Raw genomic sequence first — 24,831 nt, forward strand, 5'->3', positions numbered from 1 at the left:
GTGTCGTTTAGACTGAAAACAATTTTAGGGATCGCCTTAATCGAAGGTTTATTACTGTTTTTGCTGGTGTATACCAGCATTAACTACCTTAAGTTGTCTAATCAGTCGCAAATTGAAAAACGGGCCGAAACCACGTTAACACTGTTCTCTGTGGCGGCGCAGGATGCGGTGATCAGTAACGATCTGGCGACATTACATTCGTTAATTCAAGAGCTGTTAAGCCACAGCGAAGTCTTGTATGTAACAGTGTCTGATCAGAGCCGCATTTTGGCCTATGGCGGCGCCGATAAATACATTCAGGTTTCGCATCAAGCGGATAAACATCTGGATCAAGTCAAAGATGGGATCTTCGATCTCGAATATCCCATTGAAGTCAATGGCTATCTGTTCGGCAAAGTGAACATGGGGTTTGAGACCCAGAGCCTTGAAAATCTGGTTAATACGGTGACACAACAGATCCTCTCAATCGCTGGGGTTGAAATGTTGCTGGTGGCCTTGTTTTCATTGCTGCTTGGGCATTACCTCACCCGTAACTTAACTCAGCTAACCAGCGCCTCTAAACGCATTCTCGCGGGCGAGATTGGGGTGAGGGTGCCTGTCAAAGGCAAGGATGAAATCGCCCAGATGACCCGCGCCTTTAACAATATGGTCGATAAAGTCGATGCCAGAACCAAGGCATTAGAGGCGGCAAATATCCGTCTCAACACCATTCTTGAGTCGGCGGTCGATGGCTTTGTGATCATCAATGAATTCGGCATCATTACCGACATCAACCCCGCCGTCAGTCGACTCTTTGGTTATGCCCATAATGAACTGATTGGCCAGAATGTATCGATTTTTATGCCGTTCGACCAAAGGCCATTGCACGATGGTTACATTCAGCAGTACTTCACAACCCATGTTGCCAAAATCATCGGCACCAGCCGCGAGTTAACGGCGCAACGTAAGGACGGTCAGCTATTTCCTATCGCCTTATCCGTGTCGCAAATGAGCATCGACAATCGGGCGATGTTTATCGGTTTAGTCAAAGACTTATCCGAAGCGAAACGCAAAGAAATCGCCGCAGCGAAAACCGAGTCAGTGTTGCTTGCCACCTTAGCGGCGAGCCAAGATTGCTTAATAACCATCGATATGTCGGGCAAAGTCATTGAATTTAACCTCGCGGCCACCAGACTGTTTGGTTATAGCCGCGAGGAAGCTGTCGGCGCCTTATTGGAGGATTTAATTATCCCCGAAGACAAACAACAGGGGCATAAGCGAGGCATTGAACGTTATCGCCGCACTGGCGAAGGGAAAATGCTCAATAAGCGGGTCGAATTACTCGCGCGCTGCAAGGCTGGAAATCTAATCCCTATCGAGCTTGAGGTGGTACCGATCCAACTCGGGGATGAAGTGCTGTTTACGGCATTTTTACGGGATATTTCTGAGCGCAAAGCCAACGAGCAAAAACTACAGCAGGCAAAAGAACAAGCCGAGCAGGGCAGTAAAGTGAAGTCGCGTTTCTTAGCCACCATGAGCCATGAGATCCGCTCACCGCTGAACGCAATTTTAGGCGGGGTGGAATTGTTGCTCGACTCATCCTTAAGCAAAGATCAACGCATTCACGCCAATATCGCGCGGGAAGCGGGCAGTGCTTTGCTGCATACCATTAACGATATCTTGGACTTTTCGAAGATTGAAGCCGGGCAGATGGTGCTCGAGTCCCATGAGTTTGAGCCAGATAAACTGGTTGCTCAAGTGCTGCAAATTCTTGAGCCCAAAGCCTTCGAAAAGGGGTTAGAGCTGGTCAGTTTTGTGAATCGAAATGTGCCAAGAACCGTGGTTGGCGATCAGCAGCGCTTACGCCAAGTGCTGCATAACCTCGTCGATAATGCGATTAAGTTTACTGCATCCGGCACCATCACAGTGGAAATGTGGATCCCCGATAATCACCAAACCGAGGTGCAACTCTATTGCCGTGTCACAGACTCTGGTATTGGTATCTCTGCGGAGGCGCAAAGCAAACTATTCAAAGAATTTAGCCAAGTACACGATACCCATAACACAAACTACAAGGGTACGGGCCTAGGTTTGGCCATCTGTAGCGAGCTTATCACTATGATGGGCGGCACGATCGAGCTGCAAAGTGAGCTTGGTCAGGGAAGTCGCTTTACTTTTTATGTGTCTTTGCAATTGCTTGAGGGAAATTTCTGCCACAGTCATTATTTCCCCGCCCATTCTCGGGTTCTGCTCGCCCACCATGATGCAACTTGGCTATCGCTCGTCTCGAAACAATATTCGCAATACGGGGTAGAGACGGTTGAAGTGATGGACTGGCCATCAATCAAACGGGCGAAAAAAATAAAAGGTCAATTCAACCTAATTTTGCTCGATGAAGGCTTCTTTTTGGATGTAAACGAACAGGATGTCAATCGATTAAGGCAAGCGCATTTAACCGCCGATGGTTCTATGGTGGCCTTGGTATCGGGAATGAGCACCGAAATAACCCATTCACTCGCCACGTTAGGGTTAGATCAAGTCGTCAATAAGCCCCTAAGCCGCGCCATGCAGTTAGCACTCTTGAGTAAAGATGCGCTGGCGAATGAGTTTGAAGAGGAGTATGTGGCCCAAGAGAAATTCCAAGGCCATATCCTCCTCGCCGAAGACAGTCCCGCGAACCAAATTATTGCCGGAACCATGCTCACCAAGGCGGGGTTTGATATCACTTATGCCTGCAACGGGCTTGAAGCGGTTAAGTTGGTCGCCGAAAAGCCCTTCGATCTCGTCTTGATGGATGTACGTATGCCCGAGATGGATGGACTCGAGGCCACGGAAGTCATCCTGCAAAATCACCCTGAGCAAGTTATTCTGGCGATGTCGGCCAATGTGATGAAAGAAGAGATAGAGCATTGCTATCGAGTCGGGATGAAGGACTTTATCGCTAAGCCCGTCAAACAAAAGACCTTACTACATGCCATTCAAAAATGGTTGCCCAATGCCGTTGTCAGTTTACCAAGCTCACATAAACCCGCTGAAAATACAGCGAGTTTACTCGATGAACAACTCCTAGCGGAGCTTGAACAAACCTTAGGTAAAGCGAGTCTCTCGAACATGATGACAATCTTCTGTGATGAATTGGCGCAGCGGCTTAATCAGTTAAGCGAACTCGATTCGACGCAAGTGGACGAGATTGAAGATCAAGCGCACACTCTAAAAAGCAGTTCAGGCAGTTTTGGGGCGACGGCGCTGTTCTTATTAGCTCAGAAATTAGAAGCCTGTGCCCGTCAGCAACAGCTCGGTGCCATTCCCGAGCTGATGGCACAGATTAATGTCCTCGGAAAACAGACTCACAGCCTATTAACGGAACGATTTATTCAATAGGGATAGCTATGAATTATTCAGCATTATTGGTTGAAGACAGTATGTCACTCGGTGCGCTCTATACGGAGTATTTGCGCGCGGAGGATATTAATGTAACCCATGTGCATTACGGCGCGGATGCCCTAAAGGAATTATCGAACTGGCAGCCCGATCTGTTAATTCTCGATATTAAGCTGCCGGATATGTCGGGTCTCGACATCCTTAAGCAAGTGCAGCAGAGTCATCCCCATATCAGCACCATTATGATCACCGCCCACGGCAGCATCGATATTGCCATCGATGCGATGCGCTCAGGGGCGTTCGACTTCTTAGTTAAACCCTTCGATGCCAAGCGACTATCGATAACGGTGCGTAATGCCCTTAAACAAAAACAATTACTCGAGCTTGTGACTCAGTATGAAAACAGCTTACCAAAAGGTCATTACCAAGGGTTTATCGGCGACTCGCTGGCAATGCAGAGCGTGTACAAAACCATTGATTGTGTCGCCAACAGTAAGGCGTCGGTATTTATTATGGGGGAGAGTGGTACGGGTAAAGAAGTCTGCGCTCAAGCCATTCACCAAGTCGGTAATCGCGCCGACAAACCCTTTATCGCCTTAAACTGCGCATCAATCCCGAAAGAACTGATTGAAAGCGAAATTTTTGGCCACTGCAAAGGGGCATTCACCGGCGCCCATAACAATCGGGATGGCGCCGCGACCCGAGCCGACGGCGGCACCTTGTTCCTCGACGAAATCTGCGAAATGGATTTAGAACTGCAGAGCAAATTACTGCGGTTTATCCAAACAGGGACCTTTCAACGGGTGGGCGGCTCTAAAGAAGAGCATGTGGATATTCGTTTTATCAGTGCCACCAATCGCGAGCCCTGGGAAGAAGTTAAACTTGGGCATTTCCGTGAGGATTTGTTTTATCGCCTGCATGTTATTCCTATCGAACTGCCACCCCTGCGCGCACGGGGGAATGATGTGCTCTTGCTGGCCAAACAATTATTAAAAACCTACAGCAAAGAAGAAGGTAAAAAGTTTATCGACTTTAATCCTCAGGCTGCAGCCATGCTACAAGCCTATGATTGGCCTGGCAATGTAAGGCAACTACAGAACGTGATCCGCCAGATTGTGGTACTCAATGACGCAAGCCATGTTGAGCCAAGTATGTTCCCCACACCGCTAAAGCCGCTAGCACAGCCTCAAACAAAAGCTCAGCTGCAGACTAAGATGCAAGTCGAAGCGACAAAAGTGGACATTGATACACTCGTTCAAGTGGCGAGTCGCGAATTATTGTCAGAGTCCACGCAAGAGGCGCATACACATACAGCTGATCAACAGCGGATCCAACCGCTTTGGTTAACCGAGAAGCAAACGATAGAAGGGGCGATAGCCCTGTGTGATGGTAATGTCCCTAAAGCGGCCGCACTGCTGGACATTAGCCCATCGACCATTTATCGCAAACGCATGACATGGGAAGAACAAGCGGAACGTTCAAGCTCATAATTGTTCCGTCTTGAGCCGCTGACACTTGCGTTAACAAGAGCTTCAACAGATAGCTAAACAATGTGCTTTCACATTGAACGTCAACAGTGTCTGCGGTTAGGTGTTTATCCTTTTTTGTTGCGCAGCCTAGGCTCCAATAACCTAGGCTGCGCTAAATCTCAAGTGTACTAACGTTCAGTGGTTCGCTTTAACTCACAATCGCCCCACTGGATACATCTATTCTCTAATCAATAACTGCGCTTGGTTTTGAAGAAGGCAAGTAGCTGTTTTTGTTTACCCGCTTCAGATAACACATCATGGCAAGCCTTACTGGCATTGCCGATCCCAACCACGTTTTGATCGACCATTTCAACCGTCGATGAGATATTTCTGGAAATGTCTTCGGTCACGCTCGATTGTTCGCTCGATGCCGTGGCAACCACGGTATTAACATTGGAAATCGCATTGACGGAGGCTGAAATCCCCTGGAAAGCACTACGGACTTTTTCCGATACCATTTGTGACTCATCCAGCAAACTGGTATTGGCCTTCATATAATGGTCGGCCTTTTCCGCCTGAGACTGTAATTTTGAAATAATTTCTTGAATATCAATGGTGGATTGCTGGGTTTTAGCCGCAAGAGAGCGAACCTCATCGGCGACTACGGCAAAACCGCGACCCGCTTCTCCAGCCCTTGCGGCTTCAATCGCCGCATTGAGTGCCAGTAGGTTGGTTTGTTCGGAAATACTGGTAATCACATCAATAACTGAGCCAATTTCGATAGAATAGTCTTTCAACTGATTCACTATGGCGCCTGAATCTCGGATCGCCGCACCAATTTTGACTGAAATATTATCGGACTCGCCGAGGGACTTGTTGCCTTCAGAGACATTGCCCATCGCCTCAGCTGCACTGGTTTCCGCCTCGGTCGCATTTTTACTCACTTCCAGTGCCGTACTGGACATTTCATTGAGCGCCGTCGCGATTTGTTCTACCTGCACCAGCATTTGCTGGGAATTATGCTCAACTTGATTCATGGTCGAGGCGAGTATTTCGGCCGAAGTCGCGGTATTATCGGCAACGGTAATCAATTGCTCGGTCATTTCAGAGATTTTATCGGCAGTCTCATTACAGCCCTGGGCCAAAACACCCAATTCATTATTGCCAATATCGGCAATGCGATCGGAAAGATCGCCATTAGCCAATTTCGCCATAAAACTCTGCACGGTTTTAATCGATGTAATAATAAATTTTGAGATAGCCGTCGACGTCACTAACACCAGCAATGACACTATGACCAAAATGAATAACATTATTTTGATCGATTCATCGTAAATTACATCGCCATAGCTGCTTGCGTCCTGCGCGCCTTTGTAATTCAGGTCTGATAATTTCAGCAATAAATCCGAGTATTCGTTATACGCCTCGAGTGATTCCGTCAACAGCAGTTGTTTAGCATCTTCGTTTTTATTTGCCCGTGACAGTATAAGCAGCTTCTGGTGAACGACCAGATATTCCTTATATAAGCGCTTAAAATCATTGAAGATATTTCGTTCTTTATTGCCGCTGATCAGTTGCTCGTAGGTGCGGATAGAGTCATCGATTTGCGCTTTGGTTTTCTCCAGTTCACGCTCGGTATCTCGCATCTGTCCTTCATCCAGCGAGAGAATATGCCGGGATTCTAATACCCTAAGATCTGCGGTTTGACCGTTGAGTCGCTCGATGACCCGCACGGCTGGCAACCAGTCATTGGATATGACGGTAGACTGATCATTGATGACCTGCATTTTGCTCATTGCCATCATGGTTAACCCTAGAATTGCAATAATTGGAATCGCAAAAGCGCCAAGTAATAGGTGACTGATCTTTAGATTACGCATGTAAACCCCAGCAATGATGACTATGCTCAAATTCAGTTAAAAAAGCCTAATGTAGGTATTTTTCCTTCCATAGATATATAAGTCAGAGTCTTCACTTTCGCTATGTCCACACAATGAATATTTGAATTGCAATAGTGACTTGCTTGTTTGCGAATACTGTTGTGATGCAGGCAAGATGACCCCATTAAATGCCGAAATAAAAATACCTAGAATCTTAGCCGATTTGCCGCCGGCGAAATGAAAACACATTTTGCAATCGGTGTGGCGGTTATGGCTCACTCCCGATGGTTACTAGGATTTCTTTAGCTATTTAAGATGGGGGTCAGTGGGCAAGTTATCAAATGTATCTTGTGCCAACAGGTTTGGCACGAAATGGGCACAAGTTTAGAAAAACGTTGAATTTTGGGGGAACAGCGGTAAATGTGGATTAAGCAAAAGAGGCAAAATCAGACAGAGCCGAAGGGTGGGGCATGTTTGAATGTTTTTGCAAAAAACTAAAACAGGCTCGAAGATTTTATCTTAGGCACAAATAAAAATTAAGAATCTCGATGGATTTTATATTAAATTGAGGTTTTATAGGGAGTTAAAGCGAGAAATGGTACACCCGAGTGGACTCGAACCACCGACCCCTACCATGTCAAGGTAGTGCTCTAACCAACTGAGCTACGGGTGCACTGTTTACTTTTTAATAAGAAGTCAAAGTTTATACTCTTTGAAGAGAGTGGTACACCCGAGTGGACTCGAACCACCGACCCCTACCATGTCAAGACGTTATTCGAACATGTTAGCATCAGCTTAGATGCTCTAATTATACCATAACTACCAATTTTTAAAAGACTTATTATACATTATCTATTCATGTTTAGTGCATTTATCAGATTTTTCAGCCTTGATTTTGGCACAAAATTGGCACAAGCTATAAATGTCAAAAATGACTACTTTGCCATGGTCATAGGTGGATGATGAACATTCATGCAGAACATTTCAAAAAAAATTTAGATAGACTATTAGTCGATGTGAAGTTCGAGCAAATCCCATTTCGCCTAATTCAACTCGAAAGAGAGCTAAAACACTTTTGTGAATCATTTAATTTAATAAACACATTGAAACCAAGCTCCGATGACGGTTTCGAGTCACAAGCATCAATACTACTTGATTCATATCAAGTACCATTGTTAGTCAGCAAAACTGAGCTTGGCAACTTTCGACTAATTTCAGGCATATTGACATATCACAAGCTTTGCAAAATCTATGCTGCTGATGATAAATCATTAGTACCATGCATTGTTTTACCGCGACGTCCAAATAAAGAAACTCTTCGCTTAATGATGTTAAATGACATTATTAGGCCGCTACTTAAGCAGTTTGTAGATGTAACTGGCGACACTGTTACACAATCACTAACAGTATGGTTTACATCTGAGGAGCAACCGTCTGTATTTAATTCGTCTCAATGGCAATCCCTGTTCCCTATGATCAAAACAAAAACTCAATTATGTGAGTGGCTGCATATCAGCACTAAAATGGTGAGGCTAAAATGATTTGCCTCAAACAGCTTCTTCATGAACATATTTGCAATTACTGCGAGCATAAGAAGCTGAGCATAGGAAAAGATGAGGTGCTAGAGGATTTTGAGGAGCTTCTTGACAGAGTTAATGCCCCAGAATCACTAGGAGGCTTTAAACAACTAGTTCAATTGATTGTTAGAGTCAGGAATCTTTCATTCGAGTCTGCCGAGTCAATTTTAAGCGCTTTGCACTGGCCACCTTACATTTTTGATGCCTTGCATGAATTCACTATTGAAATTAACGACAGATTTTTAAAGTCTGAATACTATCGAAGCAGTTATCAAAAAGGTTGGTGTAGCGAATATCCCTTCTATGTTTTATTATTAAAATCCTCTGAATACAAACTCACTATCAAATCCTGTGAGCTGCTCGCAGCATTTACCAAACACTACTATACGGTACTGGAAACGTTGAGAGATACAGAGCTTGCGACCAAATCAACAACTAGAGAAGATGAGGCATGTGCAAACTTTAGGCTTTTTATGAGTGCTTCTTATTCGCCAGAATGTAACTTTGTCAGAGATACAATACCCCAAACACCGCTTGACTCCCCCCTGTCAATTGCCAACCAAATTACTGAATTTGTCGACAAAAAGACACTGTGGAGCTATTTACCCTATAAAAATTATCTTAGAGTGTTAGCGCATTTTTTTGCTAATGACTGGAAGCCGTCCAAATACGTTCCACGAAGTTATTCGCCTCATGGACCATCTCCTATAAGATTTTCGGATCCAGTAGCAGTGCCAATTGTTGGTGCTCACGATGATGTTTCTGTTTTGATACCAGATAAGCCGCTTATACCCAACCTGGACGGATTAGATGAAGATGACCAGTATGCGTTACAGACATTTGTTGTAAGTAATGGTGAGCTAAACTCTAAACGTGATAAAACTGAGCTATTAGATGCTAAAATACCATTTAACAAGTCAGTCCAGTCCAGAACTGCCATCGATGTAACAGCTAAAGTTCGTCGCTCTCACAATATGGGGTTGCAAAACACTCAATTATTAATGCCAAATGAACTCAATCTGCTAATTAAAGAATTGATAAGACTAGGCAAAAAAAAAGTAAACCATGAGTTCGTCATTGCTATTTGGATTATGATGTTATTAAGTAAATCAATAGTAGATTTACAAAATTTAGTTATTTTTAAAGATCTTAAAAAGAAACAACAAGGTTTGTATATTGATCCTGAAGGACGTGGTTGGTGGTTTTTCTATGTTGTCCATTCAGCCAAATCAAGGATAGGTAATGCTGACTTAAGAGACGTTACTGAAGAAGTTTTTACACCGTGTCCAGATTTTTTACTCAAGTTGATTGAATCATATGTTGGAGACCGCGCTACAGGACCTATTATCAATCAATCAGATACTCAGTTCCTCGTCAACAATATCACACGGAAATTGAAAAAAATATCAGACCGCCATAGTTCAAGCCGTATGAGCGTTAAGCGTTTAGTTAACTTTGTAAGTTACTACCTAAATTCTACAGATATAATTGATCCCATCTATGTTGACTATAGCTATGCAGTTAATATGTATACTACACGTGTCGCGAGAAGCTATGCTAATGTGGGTAATCACTATCGATGTCAACAGCTCAATAAATTATGGCAAAGTGTTGAGAAAAATGTAGAAAGTTTCACCGGTAACCCTTTATCTCTTTCGTTATTTGAATTGCGATACTTTAGTCAAAATGACCAATTTATCGGCTCTTCATTCATGCCATCTCATTTGGCGATCACTAAACTAATTAGTTCACTATCCTTAAAAGTACATGAGTCAAAACCGGGTGTTCATTATCGAGTAGAAGACATTATCAACTATCATAATGCTTTTGCTGTTTATACAGCGTGGATGTTGTTATTTGGAACGGGTTATCGTGCTGCTTGGAATCCATTACCGACATTTGCACTATTCATCCCATCATTAAACCTAATGGGGATCAGTGATAAGGACGATTCGGATTTCAGTCACTCCCGTATTGTTGCAGTACCTAATGTTTTAAAGTTGCAACTTATTGAATATAAGCGTCATTTAGGGTGTCTGCGTGCACTGTTAAGAGTATTAATGCCTGAGCTTTGTAATACGATTGATAACATCGTAGATGTTGATCAAAATGTATTAAATTTTAATCATATGCAAGCTACCCATTGGTACAAAACTGTCAGGAATTCACGTAAGGAACTGGGGCCATTTTTCTTGTTGCATCAACAAGGTTCTAGTTTAGTAGCGAAGAATTTATCACCCTCAGAACTAGCCAACCATACTGTTGATGAAATAACGATGCCATCTAATGCAGGACGACATTGGCTTAAATCCCAGTTACTTGAAAAAAATATTGCGTCAGAATTGATCAATTTTCAAATGGGTCATTGGCAAGCGGGAGAAGTACCACTAGGGTACTATTCAGCATTAAGCCATATCGGAGTCATTAATGACATTGTTCCTGTACTTGATGAATTGTTTAAGGAGGTAGGATGGTTGAAGTTAAAATCAGTTCTTTCATAAATGATTTAATTATTAAAGATGAAAGGCATCCTTTATATCAAGAGACATTAGTTGCCTATTTAGCTAAAAATTGTCATACCATTTGTGATGAGTCAAAAGGAGTTGATACTAAAAAAATATTTTATTCACTATATAAAAACTTGCTAGGACATTTGAAAAATCATTTCCTGTTATCAGAGACTAATTTTATCCAAGAAGAGTTAGAATCTTTAATTTCTCATTTAAAGCCAGATGTTATTGGAAAACAAACCCAGCTGCTAATATTGCAAGCACTGCTTAATTATGCAAAAAAACAATTTAATTTTGACTCTCCAAATATACCTGTCATAGTGACATTAAAACGTGATAAACCAATACTATCTCCAGTTGAACTTATTAAACTTCCTATTGTAGAACAGCTTAATACTATCATAGATAGTGAACTTAACGTACCCAGTAGGATGCTAACTGTGGATGCTAAACTAGGTCGAACTGCTTTATTAGTATATTGGACCGTAGGGTTGAGTAAAACCGAAGAATTGATTTCGATTCTTGAATTCCCGCAAAATATTTTTTATGTTGGTGGTCTTTGTTATTGGCAGTCAGAGAAGAGATATACATACTCGACTAGGTTCATATTAAGTGATGTTGCAGTAGTTGCCTTGCAACAATGGAATGTTTTAAATGTAAATAAATCTTTTAAGGTTATGGATTTAGTAGTAAAATATTTAAATTTTGTATCTGATTTCGATTGGTCAGCGTTATCTATTCTAAAATTAAGAACATTACGGAAAATAGATAATGTCTTGCGCTACGGTCCAGTGCAGTATCAGATGTATATTCTACCAAGGGTCAGTCAAGCATTGCCTGAGCATGCGTTTTGTCGTTTGCTAACGGACAAAGCCTGTCGTAATTTAGAACCTCGTATCTTAGAACCTAGTAGCGATAATTTAATCCTGTCTAAACCCTGGAAAATGATCAATGCTGGAGATACCCCCTTCATCGATATCAAAATCATATTAAAAAATTTGGACAAACTTTTTGAGCGACTACTGAAATTTAGGTTAGAGAACAATGTTCGAGAAAAATGTATTAAATTTTTGAAAAACACTATAAAAAAACCAGAAATCGCCGCCGTACCTTACTTTTGGCTTTTATGTTCATGGTTATACTCTTTGTTAAAGCATGGAGGAACTTCTAAAAGTCGTTTAAAACTATCTACTATTATCGACTACGTTAAAAGTCTTAGTAAGCCTTTTCTAACAGTTTTTAGCACCTGTAATATTGGATTGTTATCTGGTGAAGATTGGGTTAGTAAATTGAATGATTCGGCTGAATTATTTTCTTCAGCACAACGTAAAAAATATGTCTATTACTTTGCACAATTTTTGATTGACAACAGGTTAGTTCGGGATCTATGCCTTTCTGATATCGATATAATAGGCAGTTCAAGTCAAGTTGATGCGAACATGATATCTCCTACCCACATTGATGAAATTTTGAACTATTTAACTCAACATTTTAATGATGGACTAGTTTATCATTATGCGTATTTTTTATTGTGCTTCTGCTTTTTTAGCGGTTTGCGCAGAAATGAAGCTGCAAAATTAACGTGGTCGGATTTTTCATTTTCAATTTTATTTCCATCTAAGCATGAGTTTGATTATGTTAAGCTATCAGTAAGACCTAACCAGCATAGAACGTTGAAAACATCTTCTGCTCGTAGAGAGATACCATTAGATGCATTTTGGCCTAAAATCGCGATAGAAAAACTTAGAAAAAAGTATCAAATTCATCATAAAATGAAACAAAGTAAAAACGCCCTACTATTTGATAATCAAAAAGTTGCAAATCAAGCTTATGATTTAATAACCGATTTAATGCGTCATTATACTCATGACTATAGCTTACGCGTTCACCATCTACGACATAGTTTTGCCAATTGGTCATGGTGTCGCTTGAATCCTCATATTATCGAGATAGGAAAAATTCAGCTTAAGTTATTTAATCATGAGATCTTTAGTGCAGAATATTTAAGCCGCTTACAGAATCGATTATGTTACAGTAACAATACTCGGAAAAAAATGTTTATTCTATCCCATTTGTTAGGGCATAAAGATGTTTATTCGACGCTAAATAGTTACCTGCATCTCAAGGATGTATTGCATTACTTAGAATTGCAACCTCGATTTACTTTAACTAAGTACTTTTGTTCAGAGTGTATAGGTCGATCTACATTAATGGAGCAGGAGCAGGAATTAAGTCTGGCAGAGAGAATACAGTATTATACTAAAGATACTGAAACTAAGTTGAGCATTAAACCTGCGCCATTAATTTCATCATTAAAAATTCCGACTTTAGCAAACTTTGTTAAGGAAATTCACCCTACTATAAAAGTCAGTAGTTTGACATGGGCTAAAGCACTCGCTGCTTTAAAATTCTGTTCGATAGTTGACTCATCTCATACTTTCAATGTCCCAGTTGAACAATTACAGCAAATTCTTACTAATGCCGAGCAAGTACATAACAACTACCCTCGAATAGGAAAACCTCTCCCGTTAATTCCTAACTTTCCAAGACTTATTCATTCATCAGATTCGAACAACACTAATAGTTATTTAGCTAAATCAGGTAAAGTATTTGCTTATCTATGTAATAAATTTGATAAAAGTATCGAAGCGGAATCTTTGACGCTGGCCAATGTTAGGTTAAGCATGAGTATTTTGAAATATGCAGTGCCGGGGAAGGGTTATGCTTTGCGATGCCCTGAGTCCAACGTTTCTAGGATGTTTGTCCGTTTTTGTCAGTTACTGGGACTAAAAGACCGCCATTTAAGGTTTAAATATCATAGAGCAGATCTCACTCTTGAAGCTTCAAATAGAATAGAAGATAGATGGATAAAAACCATTGTGGATTATGGGTTTAGTGAGAAAAACTTTACTATTGCGAGTGAAAGTGAAGGTCGATTTTTAGGAAAGCATGATGGAAATGGATTTCTTGAGATATTGCTAGTTAACAATGCGTACAAACGTGTACAGCGACATCAAAGTCTGTTTAGTTTCTTACACTTAATATTAATTTTTAGCTACAATGAAAAGAAATGATATATTTTATGTGAGTTTAATAAAGCAAATTTTAGTGTTTTAAAAATGACCATAAATTATGACATCCATTGATTTAACTTTATTGGATTGACATGTTGTAAATCTAATTCCCCATAATTTTAATATGTGTTCATAAGCTATTCAGCCTATAAATTACGCTCCCATCTACTTTAGTAAAATAGTAGTGGGACGGAAGTGTTTTGAATTGGGTTTTAGCAAAATTAGATTCAGCTGACGTACGGTCTGCTTGCTTTAATACATGTTCTATAGCATATCGAGCCTTATGTCCATATGGTTTTATTGCTAGAAGATCGCTTAACATTGAAAAGACGCGGCTGTTTAACGTACCGAGCTCGCCTAAAGGTTTAGCCAAAAGAGCAAAGGCATAACTCTCATGTGGCCCTGCACAGTATTTATTATTTTTCATGTTTAAAGCCGGATAAATTTTACCAATATCATGAAATAGTGCAGCAATAAGCCCTATCTGACATTCAACATCTGAGTGACCTAAGTGTTTTGCATTCTGATAAGTCATTTCTGCTACTTCAATACTGTGTTCAAACAAGCCTCCCTTATAACAATGATGATGCTTAAAGCTGGCTTCTGAGCTCATGAATAATTTAAGGATATCCTCTTTATTCAGAATAAAATCGGTAAAGGGTTGAAGTTCATCAATCGTCACAAAACTAAGCAGTCTAAGAAATCGGCCAACTAAACTTTCTTTGAGCTCGTTAACTAGACCGATCATTTGACTATATTGCTGTTCAGAACATCTGGTTGGTATGGCTTTTATTGTGCAAACAACAGTATTGCCATGATAGTCATGAGATGCAATTATTTGTGCAAGGCCATAAGCTACTTTACAATTTCTTGCTATATCTGCTGATGTTATTGCACTAACTAGGTTATTAGATGCAATAAACTCACAATTTGCAGTAGGGAGATTTGCACTAAACTTAATGCTTTTCATCCACACGAATATTGGCTTACTCATCTGAACTCTCCCGGTTAAAGTCAAAATTAACATGCTGAATGAGTCGATCGAATGCACTACCGTCTTGCCTAGTCGCGTTTGGAACATAACGGCTATAAACTTCAAACAACATTTTTGTTGTGCTGTGTCCCATTTGTTTGGCTATCCATTCAGGGTTTTCACCTGCTGCAAGCCATAACGTTGCGCAAGTGTGCCTTGTTTGGTATGGGCGTCTTCTTTTTAAGCACATTTCGTCTAAAGCTGGGTACCAAATTCGTTTCGTTACATTTCGGTGCTCTAATGGGTTGCCACTCGCATTACAAAATACATAAGTCTTATTGCCAGTTACTTTTCGCTGTCTTTTTAATGCATCAACTACAGGTTGTGATAATTGAATACTACGATAAGAGGCTGATGTTTTAGGGGTTTCAACGTAACCGTCAACAAGTGTTTCTTGGATTAAGATTTCATAACGATCTAAATTAACAAATTGCCATTTTAATCCATCGATTTCTGCTGTTCGCATGGCAGTGAAAAATCTAACGGTATAATAATTTCTAAAATCATCTCGAATGTGCTCTAAAAAATATTGAACTTCCGCTAGAGAAAAGGGTTCTATGACCGTCTTATCGATTCTTAAAGGCTTGATATTGACAAACGGGGTAGGGAAGTCAAATCGTAATGCTGCTTCATTTAAGATCCCTCGTAGTGGCGTCATTACATGATTAATCCAGTCGTTACTTAGTTTTTCTGTAGTGCCTGTACGTCTAGAGTCAGCAATAGAAGCTCTAAACTTAATCAAACTTGGCCTTGTGATTTCATTTAATCTAATATGACCAAATGCAGGTAATAAGTAACATTCAATGATCATCTGTATGTTCTTACAATGACTCTTTTTCCATTGAATCTTGTTTTCTACAACCCATTCGCCGACAAACTCTTCGAATGTAGGAATATTTGACATAATATTTACAGTCAAAGGTTCAACATTTTCAGCCAAATGCTGTTGCACTCTGATGTCATATTCTGAAAATTGGCTACATCTTGAGCTCGAAGGAAAATAGGACTTAAACACAAATCGATTCAGTCGAATTTCAGCTTCGATAGTATTCAAAATATTGGTCAATTTTGATCGGTTTAATCGATTATCAATCAAAACCGTTTGCTCTCGACATCTGATCCCTTCGTAAGTGAAATCGAAAAATAGTTTGCCATCGCGCGCTCTAATGTTACCCATGGCAAACACCTCGGCGTGCCATTGGTACAACGATTTTGCTCCGTTCTGCTTTTCTAAAGAGCTCAATCTCTATTTCTTCCCAAATGTAAAAAATTTTTCTACCACCAAAAGGTTTGATGTAGTGAATACCCTCAATGAACACACTATCTTTCAATGTATGATTGATATATGCCGCACTAAACTTTATCCTTTGAGAAAGTTCTTTGGCATTGAGTAAAGTTTGTTTCATATAAACCTCACAGTGTTCTTTGGATGTGTTAAATGTTCTATATGGGAACATTAAATCATGTGTTTTTTGTTCTTGCAAGGAACATTTTGGGTTGTTTTAACTCATTTAGAGGTTAAATAAAGTGATTCGTTTTAAAATCAAAGAGTTAATAGCTGAAAAAGAATTTAAAGAAAGACGAAAAATTACGCTTCAAGAGGTTGCTGATTCGACAGGGGTTAACCGTACTGCATTATCAAAGATGATGAACCCCAGTTACGAATATTCGACCACCACAAAGGCGATCGACTCTTTGTGTCATTATTTTGGTTGTAAAGTAGAAGATGTAATAACCCATGTAAGTGATTGAAAATCTTAATGGTAGGTAGGCTAAACCGTTTATCTTAATTAATATTCATTTCTGAAAAATTTCAGTGTGCACATGCACTTATTCAGCTAGCTCGTGGGGTAGGGCGCGTTGTTTGTTAATATCGATATTACTTTTTCATTTTGTGTAGCGAAGCTTTTCTAGTAACGGTCTACTCAGTTATGGGGTCACATTTTACATTGGCGTTATGATGGTAAAAAACCTTCAATCTAGCTCCAACGATCCACTGGAATAGCTCTTTTAGTGAGTTCCACTACGATATTCCTGATAACAATACACGCACCAGGGTTACCGTGATGTTGATACCTAGGTATCTGGACATTTATCGATTAAAAACCCCGTCACAGCCATTTGTGTCAGTATTCATTTGATGTAAATTTTCTTATTTTAGGTATTATTATTTACACTAATGGTCTAAATGAACAAATCCAATGCATACACTACTAACTTGGCTTGGCAATCGTGATTTAGAAAATATGCAGCAAGATAAAATTGCTGCAATTACAGCCATTGCGCTTAAAGCACAACCACACTTTGATAAAATTGTTATTCTATCCAATGATAAAGAAGAGACGTGGTCTAGGTTTGAAGCATTTTTGAAAAAAAGCATGGCGGTAAATGGTAGGCCTTATAATGACATTAAAATAGTCAAAGCACATATTGAAAGCCCCATTGACTACCACACGATAGCTAAAGAAACTGAAAAATGGATTACAAAACTCAGTGAAGAAGCCGACACACTATCAATAAATCTTACATCTGGTACGCCAGCCATGACGGCGTTATCAGTTTTGATTGGCAAAGGTAAGGCTAACACAAAGTTTCTTCAGGCTACACCAACCAACGAATTACTTCATGTTGAGATCCCCATTGATTTTGGCAGTGAGTATCTTCGCTCAGCATCAAAAAATATTGCCTATTTAGCTACCTCTCACCCCAAACTAGAGTCTGCGTTTTCTGTCATAACAGCTAAGTCACTCGTTATGCAAGATACAGTAAGTAAAGCTAAACGCGTAGCTGCATCTGAAGTGCCTGTTTTAATTTTAGGTGAAACAGGAACGGGTAAAGAAGTAATGGCTCAAGCGATTCATCGCGCAAGTTTACGAGCAGGCCAACCGCTAAAAATAGTCAATTGCGGGGCATTAGCACCAAACCTTGTCGACTCTACATTATTTGGCCATAAAAAGGGGGCCTTCACTGGTGCAGACAAGGATTACCCAGGTTTGTTTGAGCAAGCCAATAATGGCACTCTATTTCTAGATGAAGTGGGTGAATTACCTCTGGATGTTCAAGTTAAACTGCTTCGAGCATTACAGCAGGGAGAGGTGACACGATTGGGTGATACTAAAACCATCAATGTGGATGTGCGTGTCATTGCTGCGACTCACCAAGATTTAAATAAGCTCGTTGCTAATGGAAAATTCAGGGAAGATTTGTTTTATCGCTTGGCAGTTGGTGTGATTCGAATCCCGTCGTTAAGGGAACGTCAGGAAGATATCCCCCTCATAGTTGGTCAGCTTGTAGATCAAATCAATCATTCTGCATCTAAACACCCACAATATATAAGTAAGAAAATTTCCGAAAAAGGAATTAAATTTTTATCCAGTCAGTACTGGCCAGGCAATATTCGAGATCTATGGAGCACACTCAACCGTGCTTTTTTATGGTCAGATACTTCAATAATGGATGAATATGAATTATCTCAAGCGATGTTAACAAGATCACAAGTAGTAGAAGATGTACCAATTTCCTTAACATTTAATGATAAAGTTGATATAGTGCAACTAACTGATAATTTGCAAAAAAATTATGTTGTAGCCGCTCTTAAAGCCAGTGGGAACGTTAAAAAACATGCTACTCAAATGCTCGGTTTAAAAGATCACCAGACGCTCACCAATTGGATGAAACGTTTAGGAATAGCAACAGAGAAATAATCGCTAAAAAAATATTGGCACCAAAGTTGCCCATTAGGGAAGAAGGAATACTGCGGAATGAAGCAATCTATGAATTTTGAGTTTTTACGAAAAAATTGGCCTGAGTTAGCTGATTTTGGTGCTTATGCAGAAGAATATGCATTTAGTGACCCTCAAAGTGCATTGATCAAATTACGTTCTTACAGTGAATATATCGTTAACTTCATCTATCAAAAGCTCAACTTGCCTTGCCTCCCCAAAGCTTCCTTTCATGAAAAGCTGGTAGGTGAGGACTTTGTACAACTCGCATCCTCTGCAGTATTAGATAAGTTTCATCTAATTAAAACCTTAGGTAATAAAGCTGCGCATGAAAACAAAGGTGCAAGTAACGATGCTTTGTTTGCCGTTAAGCAATCCCATCAATTAGGTACTTGGTTTTATTGTAGTTACCATAATCTGCAAGCCTGTACTGTTCCTGCATTTATCGAGCTTAGTGAAGAATTCTTAACTACAAGCAAACTAAAGAAAAAACTTGAGCAAAGCGACGCCCTATATCAGCAGGCAATGGCAGAGTTAGAGCGACAACGGCTGGTTAATGAACAGATGTTTGCTGCCGCGAAACAAGCTACGGCAGTGAAAGATACACCAGTATTTGAAGCATTCGCCACCAACAGCCAATTGTTATCTAGCAGCTTGAATTTTAATGAAGCAGAAACGCGTAAGTATCTTATTGATATGGAGCTGCGTGACATTGGTTGGGAGGTAAGTAAAGACAATAAGTCAACCGACCAAGTTGGCCAGGAAGTTGAAGTTAAACATCAGCCAACCAATACCGGCATTGGTTATGTCGATTACGTGCTGTGGGATGATGATGGCTTACCTTTGGCTGTGGTGGAAGCAAAGAAAACCTCTAAAGATGCACGCATCGGGAAAAAACAAGCTAAGGACTATGCCGATGCCTTAGAAAAACATTATGGCCAGCGTCCGGTAATATTCTATACCAATGGTCATGACATCTATATTTGGGATGATGCTCAGGGTTACCCGCCTCGTAAAATCTATGGTTTTTATTCCAAAAGCTCTCTTCAGCACTTGGTAAAGTTTCAGCGCATTGAAAAGAAAAAACTTACTGATGTGGCGATTGATACCGAGGTTGCTGGCCGTCGCTATCAGTTGGAAACCATATCCCGTGTGCACGAAACCTTTGAACTAAAACGTCGCAAAGCCTTAGTAGTGCAAGCGACAGGCACTGGCAAAACGCGTGTGTCTATTGCCTTGGCAAAATCGTTAATGGATGCGAAATGGGTTAAACGCATTTTGTTTTTGTGTGACCGCAAAGAATTACGTAAACAAGCTGATAAAGCCTTTGTTCAGTTCTTGGGCGTAAAACCCTATGTCGTTGGAAAAAGTGATAAAAAATATAAAGATACAGCACGAGTGTTTATTGCTACTTATCCGGGCATGATGGGCATTTACGAAGATTTCGATGTTGGTTATTTCGACCTCATCATTGCCGATGAATCGCACCGCTCAATTTACAATGTGTTTGGTAACTTGTTTAAGTATTTCGACTGTTTGCAAGTGGGCTTAACCGCAACACCCGTTGAGATGGTCTCTCGCTCCACCTGTAATTTATTTGATTGTGATTACAAAGAACCAACCGCTAACTATCCGTTAGAAAAAGCCATTGGAGAAGGGCATTTAGTGCCCTTTGAAATTGTGACCATGACCACTAAATTCATGCGTGAGGGCATGAACCAGCGCTCTTTAAGCGATGAGCAAATCGCTGAGTTAGAAGCGCAGGGAGAAGATCCAAACGAGTTTGAATTTGAGTCCGCAGAGATAGATAACGCGGTCTTGAACAAAGATACCAATCGCAAAATTCTGCGTAATCTCATGGAAAATGGCATTAAAGATAAAGACAACCAGTTGATTGGTAAGTCGATAATCTTTGCCAGAAAAATCAACCACGCTCGATTATTAAAAGAGCTGTTCGACGAGATGTACCCGGAGCTCAGTCAGGGCTTTTGCGAAGTCATTCACTCTGAGGAACCGCGTGCTGAAGCACTGATTGATCAATTCAAAATTACCGAAGAGGAAAAAGCCAAAGACTCATCACTGCCTGACCCCATAACCTTAGCTATCTCTGTTGATATGCTAGATACAGGGATTGATGTGCCGAGTGTGGTCAATTTGGTGTTTGCTAAACCGGTTAAATCAAAGGTTAAGTTTTGGCAAATGATTGGCCGAGGCACGCGTTTATGCGAAGACTTGTTCGGCAAGGGTAAGCATAAAACCCGCTTCTTGATATTTGACCACTGGAATAACTTTGATTACTTTGAATTCAACTACGAAGAAGTCGAACCATCCAACACTAAATCACTCGCGCAAAAAAGGTTCGAGTTACGGTTGCAACTCGCATCCGCGGCATTAAAAAAACTGGAACTAAATGCGTTCAGCCAAACGATCAAGCTGTTGCAACAAGACATCAACGCACTGAATACCCGCAATATCAATGTGCGGGACCATTGGGCAATTGTGACACAATTATCTGATGTAAAAGTGCTTGAGCAGTTTGCCAAACCCACAGTAGCTTTACTTGAATCGCAAATTGCCCCTCTGATGAATTGGCTGGTGATCAAAGGGCAAAGTAAAGCCTTTCGCTGGGATTGCCTCATCGCCCAAACTCAATGTGAGTTATTGCTAAACCGAGAAGCCATAGGTGAATTAAAGCTTGAGGTACAGAGTGTGCTAGAACGCCTGCCCAAAAACACCGCGCAGGTGCAGGCTAAGGCTACCGAAATTAAGTTTTTGATGGATAGCAACAGTTGGCTAAATATCACTTTTTACCAGTTGGAACAGCATCGGTTGGCATTGCGCGAAATCATGTATTTGCTAGAAGGCGACATTCTGCCTCCTAACCCGGGCCCCAAATATATCGATGTTAAAGAAGACAATTCACATATCGAATACAAAGCCAGAGCGGCGAATATTCATACTGTCGATTATCAAATCTATCAGCAAAAAGTACAGGAGGCACTGCAGCCTATTTTTGATAGCAATCCCGTTATTCAAAAAATTCGTAAAGGCCAAGCCGTAACTGTTAGTGAAATCGCCCAACTAAACGGTATCATCCACGCCAAATATGCAAATTTGGACATTGAAACCCTAAAAACCTTTTATCCAGACACCACAGAACCTCTCGACAAGCTTTTGCGCAGTATTGTGGGGATGGATACACAGTACATAGAGCAAAGCTTTACTGCACTGTTGCAAAAACATCGCATGCCACCTCAAGCCATGCGGGTGATTGATATGCTGATTGGGCACATTGCCCGTAGTGGTGGCATAAAAATGGCCGATTTAGACCAAGCGCCATACAACAAAATATATGAAGGTATCTTGGGCAGCTCAGAAGACGACGTCTTTTCGTTGTTAAGGTCATTAGAGCTGCCAATACCATTAACCAAAGCCGAAATGACGGCAAAAAATTAAGTCATAATAACCGAGAATTGCATGATCACTGGTAAATTAAAAAGCGATATCAACAAGCTATGGGAAGAGTTCTGGACGGGCGGTATCGCCAACCCCTTAACTGTGATTGAGCAAATCACCTTTTTGATGTACGCCCGATTGTTGGACTTGCACGAGCAGCGTGACGAAAAACGCGCCAAACTGCGCGGCATTGATTTTAAACGTCGCTTTAACGACAACCAGCAGCATATCCGCTGGCATCGTTTTATTCACCAAGACAAAGACACCATGCTGAAGCTGGTGCGCGACGAAGTGTTCCCGCATTTTAAAAATGCCTCAGGTGAAGGCTCGTTATTTGGCGAATTTATGAAAGACGCCCAGTGCATGATCCAAAAGCCAACGCTGATGGAATCGGCCGTTGAGATGATTGATAAGCTGCCACTGGAAGACAGCGACACCAAAGGTGACTTATACGAGTACCTGCTAAGCAAACTCACCACCGCTGGCATTAACGGCCAGTTCCGCACCCCGCGCCATATTATCCGCGCTATGGTGGAAATGCTCGACCCCACAGTCGAAGACCGTATTGTCGACCCAAGCTGCGGCACCGCTGGCTTTCTAACGGTGGCTTACGAATATTTACTGGAAAAATACACCTCGCCCGAAGGCGTGCATACCGAAACTGTGGTGGGCGACAACGGCGAAGCGCAGCAAGTCAAAATCTATAGCGGCGACTTATTGGTCGAACACCGCGATTACGTCAACACCGACATGTTCCACGGCTTTGACTTCGACGCCACCATGCTACGCATTGCCGCCATGAACCTAGTGATGCATGGGGTGACTGAACCTGACGTGCATTATCAGGACACCTTAAGTGGCAGCTTTACCGAGCGTTTCCCAAATCAAAGTAAAGACGCTTACACCCTATGTATCGCCAACCCGCCGTTTAAAGGCTCGCTTGATGAAGAAGACGTCGACCCAGCCATTTTGCGCATGGTGAAAACCAAAAAGACAGAGCTGTTGTTTGTCGCGCAAATACTGAGGCTGCTGAAAAACGGCGGTAAAACCGCCATTATCGTGCCAGATGGCGTGTTGTTTGGCTCATCCAACGCACACCAGCAACTACGCCAGCACATTATTGAAAACAACGAGTTGCAAGCGGTGGTGTCTTTACCATCCGGTGTATTTAAACCCTACGCCGGTGTGTCGACCGCGATTTTATTTATCACCAAAGGCTCACGCACCGACCACGTTTGGTTTTATGACGTGCAGGCCGATGGCATGAGTCTGGATGACAAACGCACGCCAATCAAAGACAACGACTTACCGGACTTAGTCGCCAAGTTTAAAGCGCGCGATAAAGCCATTGCCGAAACCGAGCAGAACGATCGCAGCCAAAAAGCCTTTTGGGTCAGCAAAGCAGATATCGTTGGCAATAAATACGACCTGTCGATTAACCGCTACAAACAAGTGGTGTATGCCGAGCAGCAGTATGACGACCCGAAAGTGATCCTTAGTAAATTAGTGGCGCTGGAAAACGATATTCTGGCGGATTTAAAAGCGTTGGAGGATATGCTGTGAGTTGGCCGATGGTAAAGTTGGGCGATATTTTTGATATAGCTAGGGGAGGATCGCCTCGCCCTATCGACGACTATATAACCGATGCCGATGACGGGTTAAATTGGATATCCATAAAAGACGCTAGTAACAGTAATAAATACATTAATTCAACAAAACTAAAAATTAAACCTGAAGGTTTAACTAAAACTCGTATGGTTTATCCAGGCGATTTTTTGCTGACAAACTCTATGAGTTTTGGACGGCCATATATTATGAATACTACGGGATGTATTCATGACGGATGGTTAGTACTATCAGGGAATCCGGATAAAGTTAATTCGGATTATTTCTACTATTTACTAGGAAGCGATACTTTAAAACAACGTTTTTCTGGATTAGCAGCTGGTGCTGTTGTCAAAAACCTCAATACTGAATTAGTTAAAAGTGTGGAAGTCCCACTCCCACCACTAGCCGAGCAAAAACGGATTGCTGCGATACTGGACAAAGCCGACGCCATCCGCCGCAAACGCCAACAAGCCATCCAACTCGCCGACGACTTACTCCGCGCCGTCTTCCTAGAAATGTTCGGCGACCCAGTCACCAACCCAAAAGGCTTTCAGAAGTCAAAATTGTCGGCTCTTGCCGACGTTATTACTGGATTTGCGTTTAAAAGCGCTGAGTATGTCGAAGACAGTGATGATGCTGTAAGGCTTTGTCGTGGGGTTAATACACTGACTGGCTATTTTGAGTGGAAAGATACTGCTTTTTGGGATTCAAATAAAATAAATGGGCTACACAATTACAAACTAGAAGCTGGCGACGTGATACTAGCTATGGACCGTCCATGGATTTCAAGTGGATTAAAGGTATGTGTCTTCCCTGAAAACGAGCGAGATACATATTTAGTTCAACGTGTAGCAAGAATCCGCTCAAAACAGCCACGTTATACCGATTATTTGTATTCAAGCATTTTGTCACCGGCATTTGAGAAGCATTGCTGTCCTACAGAAACAACAGTCCCTCATATTTCGCCAGTTGAACTAAAGAACTTTGAGATTCTGGTACCTGATGAAAAATCAGTTAGCAAATATCACGATATAGTCTCTAAGTTAAGGCGCTCGAAAGATCGAATGGAAATGAACTTGACTGAGGCTAATCAAATCTTCAACTCGCTAAGCCAAAAAGCCTTCTCCGGCCAGCTTTAGTAA

14 protein-coding genes and 1 tRNA gene are annotated in these 24,831 nt (G+C 41.4%); 10 read left to right on the forward strand and 5 right to left on the reverse strand.

The window, feature by feature from the left end; translation table 11 throughout:
* Both SHEWANA3_RS10595 and SHEWANA3_RS10600 read left to right on the forward strand, forming a co-directional pair.
* Positions 1-3,360: a PAS domain S-box protein gene (locus tag SHEWANA3_RS10595; protein WP_011717005.1), complete on the forward strand. Its 3,360-nt coding sequence runs from the start codon at positions 1-3 to the stop codon at positions 3,358-3,360.
* Between the two features lie 8 nt (positions 3,361-3,368).
* Positions 3,369-4,850 (forward strand): sigma-54 dependent transcriptional regulator, encoded by a 1,482-nt coding sequence (locus SHEWANA3_RS10600; protein WP_011717006.1) that lies wholly within the window; start codon positions 3,369-3,371, stop codon positions 4,848-4,850.
* Between the two features lie 227 nt (positions 4,851-5,077).
* Here the strand turns inward: SHEWANA3_RS10600 and SHEWANA3_RS10605 are convergent, their stop codons facing one another.
* Complete coding sequence (locus SHEWANA3_RS10605; protein ID WP_011717007.1) at positions 5,078-6,709, reverse strand: HAMP domain-containing methyl-accepting chemotaxis protein; 1,632 nt, start codon at positions 6,707-6,709, stop codon at positions 5,078-5,080.
* A gap of 596 nt (positions 6,710-7,305) precedes the next feature.
* A tRNA-Val gene (locus SHEWANA3_RS10610) sits at positions 7,306-7,382 on the reverse strand.
* A gap of 286 nt (positions 7,383-7,668) precedes the next feature.
* Here SHEWANA3_RS10610 and SHEWANA3_RS10615 point away from each other — a divergent pair.
* Genes SHEWANA3_RS10615 through SHEWANA3_RS10625 form a run of 3 tightly spaced genes read left to right on the forward strand, consistent with a single transcriptional unit; the run spans position 7,669 to position 13,870 of the window.
* Positions 7,669-8,250, forward strand: a complete 582-nt coding sequence (locus SHEWANA3_RS10615) for a hypothetical protein (RefSeq protein ID WP_011717008.1) — start codon at positions 7,669-7,671, stop codon at positions 8,248-8,250.
* A complete protein-coding gene (locus tag SHEWANA3_RS10620; protein WP_011717009.1) occupies positions 8,247-10,787 on the forward strand; it encodes a hypothetical protein in 2,541 nt (846 codons plus the stop codon). Before SHEWANA3_RS10615 ends, SHEWANA3_RS10620 begins: the two co-directional genes overlap by 4 nt.
* On the forward strand, positions 10,757-13,870 hold the full coding sequence (locus SHEWANA3_RS10625; protein ID WP_011717010.1) for a tyrosine-type recombinase/integrase: 3,114 nt from the start codon (positions 10,757-10,759) through the stop codon (positions 13,868-13,870). Before SHEWANA3_RS10620 ends, SHEWANA3_RS10625 begins: the two co-directional genes overlap by 31 nt.
* Positions 13,871-14,000: 130 nt before the next feature.
* On the opposite strand, the gene SHEWANA3_RS10630 is transcribed toward SHEWANA3_RS10625, so the two are convergent.
* The 3 genes from SHEWANA3_RS10630 to SHEWANA3_RS10640 are packed head-to-tail and all read right to left on the reverse strand — an operon-like array spanning position 14,001 to position 16,309.
* Positions 14,001-14,864 carry an HD domain-containing protein gene (locus SHEWANA3_RS10630; protein WP_011717011.1) on the reverse strand — a complete coding sequence of 288 codons (864 nt, stop codon included), beginning with the start codon at positions 14,862-14,864 and terminating at the stop codon, positions 14,001-14,003.
* Positions 14,857-16,080, reverse strand: coding sequence for a DUF3596 domain-containing protein (locus tag SHEWANA3_RS10635; RefSeq protein ID WP_011717012.1), 1,224 nt, complete (start codon positions 16,078-16,080; stop codon positions 14,857-14,859). The genes SHEWANA3_RS10630 and SHEWANA3_RS10635 overlap by 8 nt, the downstream gene beginning before the upstream one ends.
* Positions 16,073-16,309 (reverse strand): hypothetical protein, encoded by a 237-nt coding sequence (locus tag SHEWANA3_RS10640; protein WP_011717013.1) that lies wholly within the window; start codon positions 16,307-16,309, stop codon positions 16,073-16,075. Before SHEWANA3_RS10640 ends, SHEWANA3_RS10635 begins: the two co-directional genes overlap by 8 nt.
* 121 nt (positions 16,310-16,430) lie before the next feature.
* Between SHEWANA3_RS10640 and SHEWANA3_RS23185 the strand changes: the two genes are divergently transcribed.
* From SHEWANA3_RS23185 to SHEWANA3_RS10660, 5 genes are all read left to right on the forward strand, one after another.
* Entirely contained in the window at positions 16,431-16,655 is a 225-nt protein-coding gene (locus tag SHEWANA3_RS23185) for a helix-turn-helix transcriptional regulator (RefSeq protein WP_011717014.1), read from the forward strand.
* Positions 16,656-17,104: 449 nt separating this feature from the next.
* Positions 17,105-18,607, forward strand: coding sequence for a sigma-54 dependent transcriptional regulator (locus SHEWANA3_RS10645; RefSeq protein WP_011717015.1), 1,503 nt, complete (start codon positions 17,105-17,107; stop codon positions 18,605-18,607).
* 69 nt (positions 18,608-18,676) lie between these two features.
* Entirely contained in the window at positions 18,677-22,081 is a 3,405-nt protein-coding gene (locus SHEWANA3_RS10650) for a DEAD/DEAH box helicase family protein (RefSeq protein WP_244096608.1), read from the forward strand.
* A 21-nt stretch (positions 22,082-22,102) separates the two neighbouring features.
* On the forward strand, positions 22,103-23,644 hold the full coding sequence (locus tag SHEWANA3_RS10655) for a class I SAM-dependent DNA methyltransferase (RefSeq protein ID WP_011717017.1): 1,542 nt from the start codon (positions 22,103-22,105) through the stop codon (positions 23,642-23,644).
* Positions 23,641-24,828, forward strand: coding sequence for a restriction endonuclease subunit S (locus tag SHEWANA3_RS10660; RefSeq protein ID WP_049795960.1), 1,188 nt, complete (start codon positions 23,641-23,643; stop codon positions 24,826-24,828). Before SHEWANA3_RS10655 ends, SHEWANA3_RS10660 begins: the two co-directional genes overlap by 4 nt.
* Positions 24,829-24,831: the final 3 nt, after the last annotated feature.

Origin of the sequence: Shewanella sp. ANA-3 (assembly GCF_000203935.1) — a bacterium.
Lineage (GTDB): Bacteria > Pseudomonadota > Gammaproteobacteria > Enterobacterales > Shewanellaceae > Shewanella.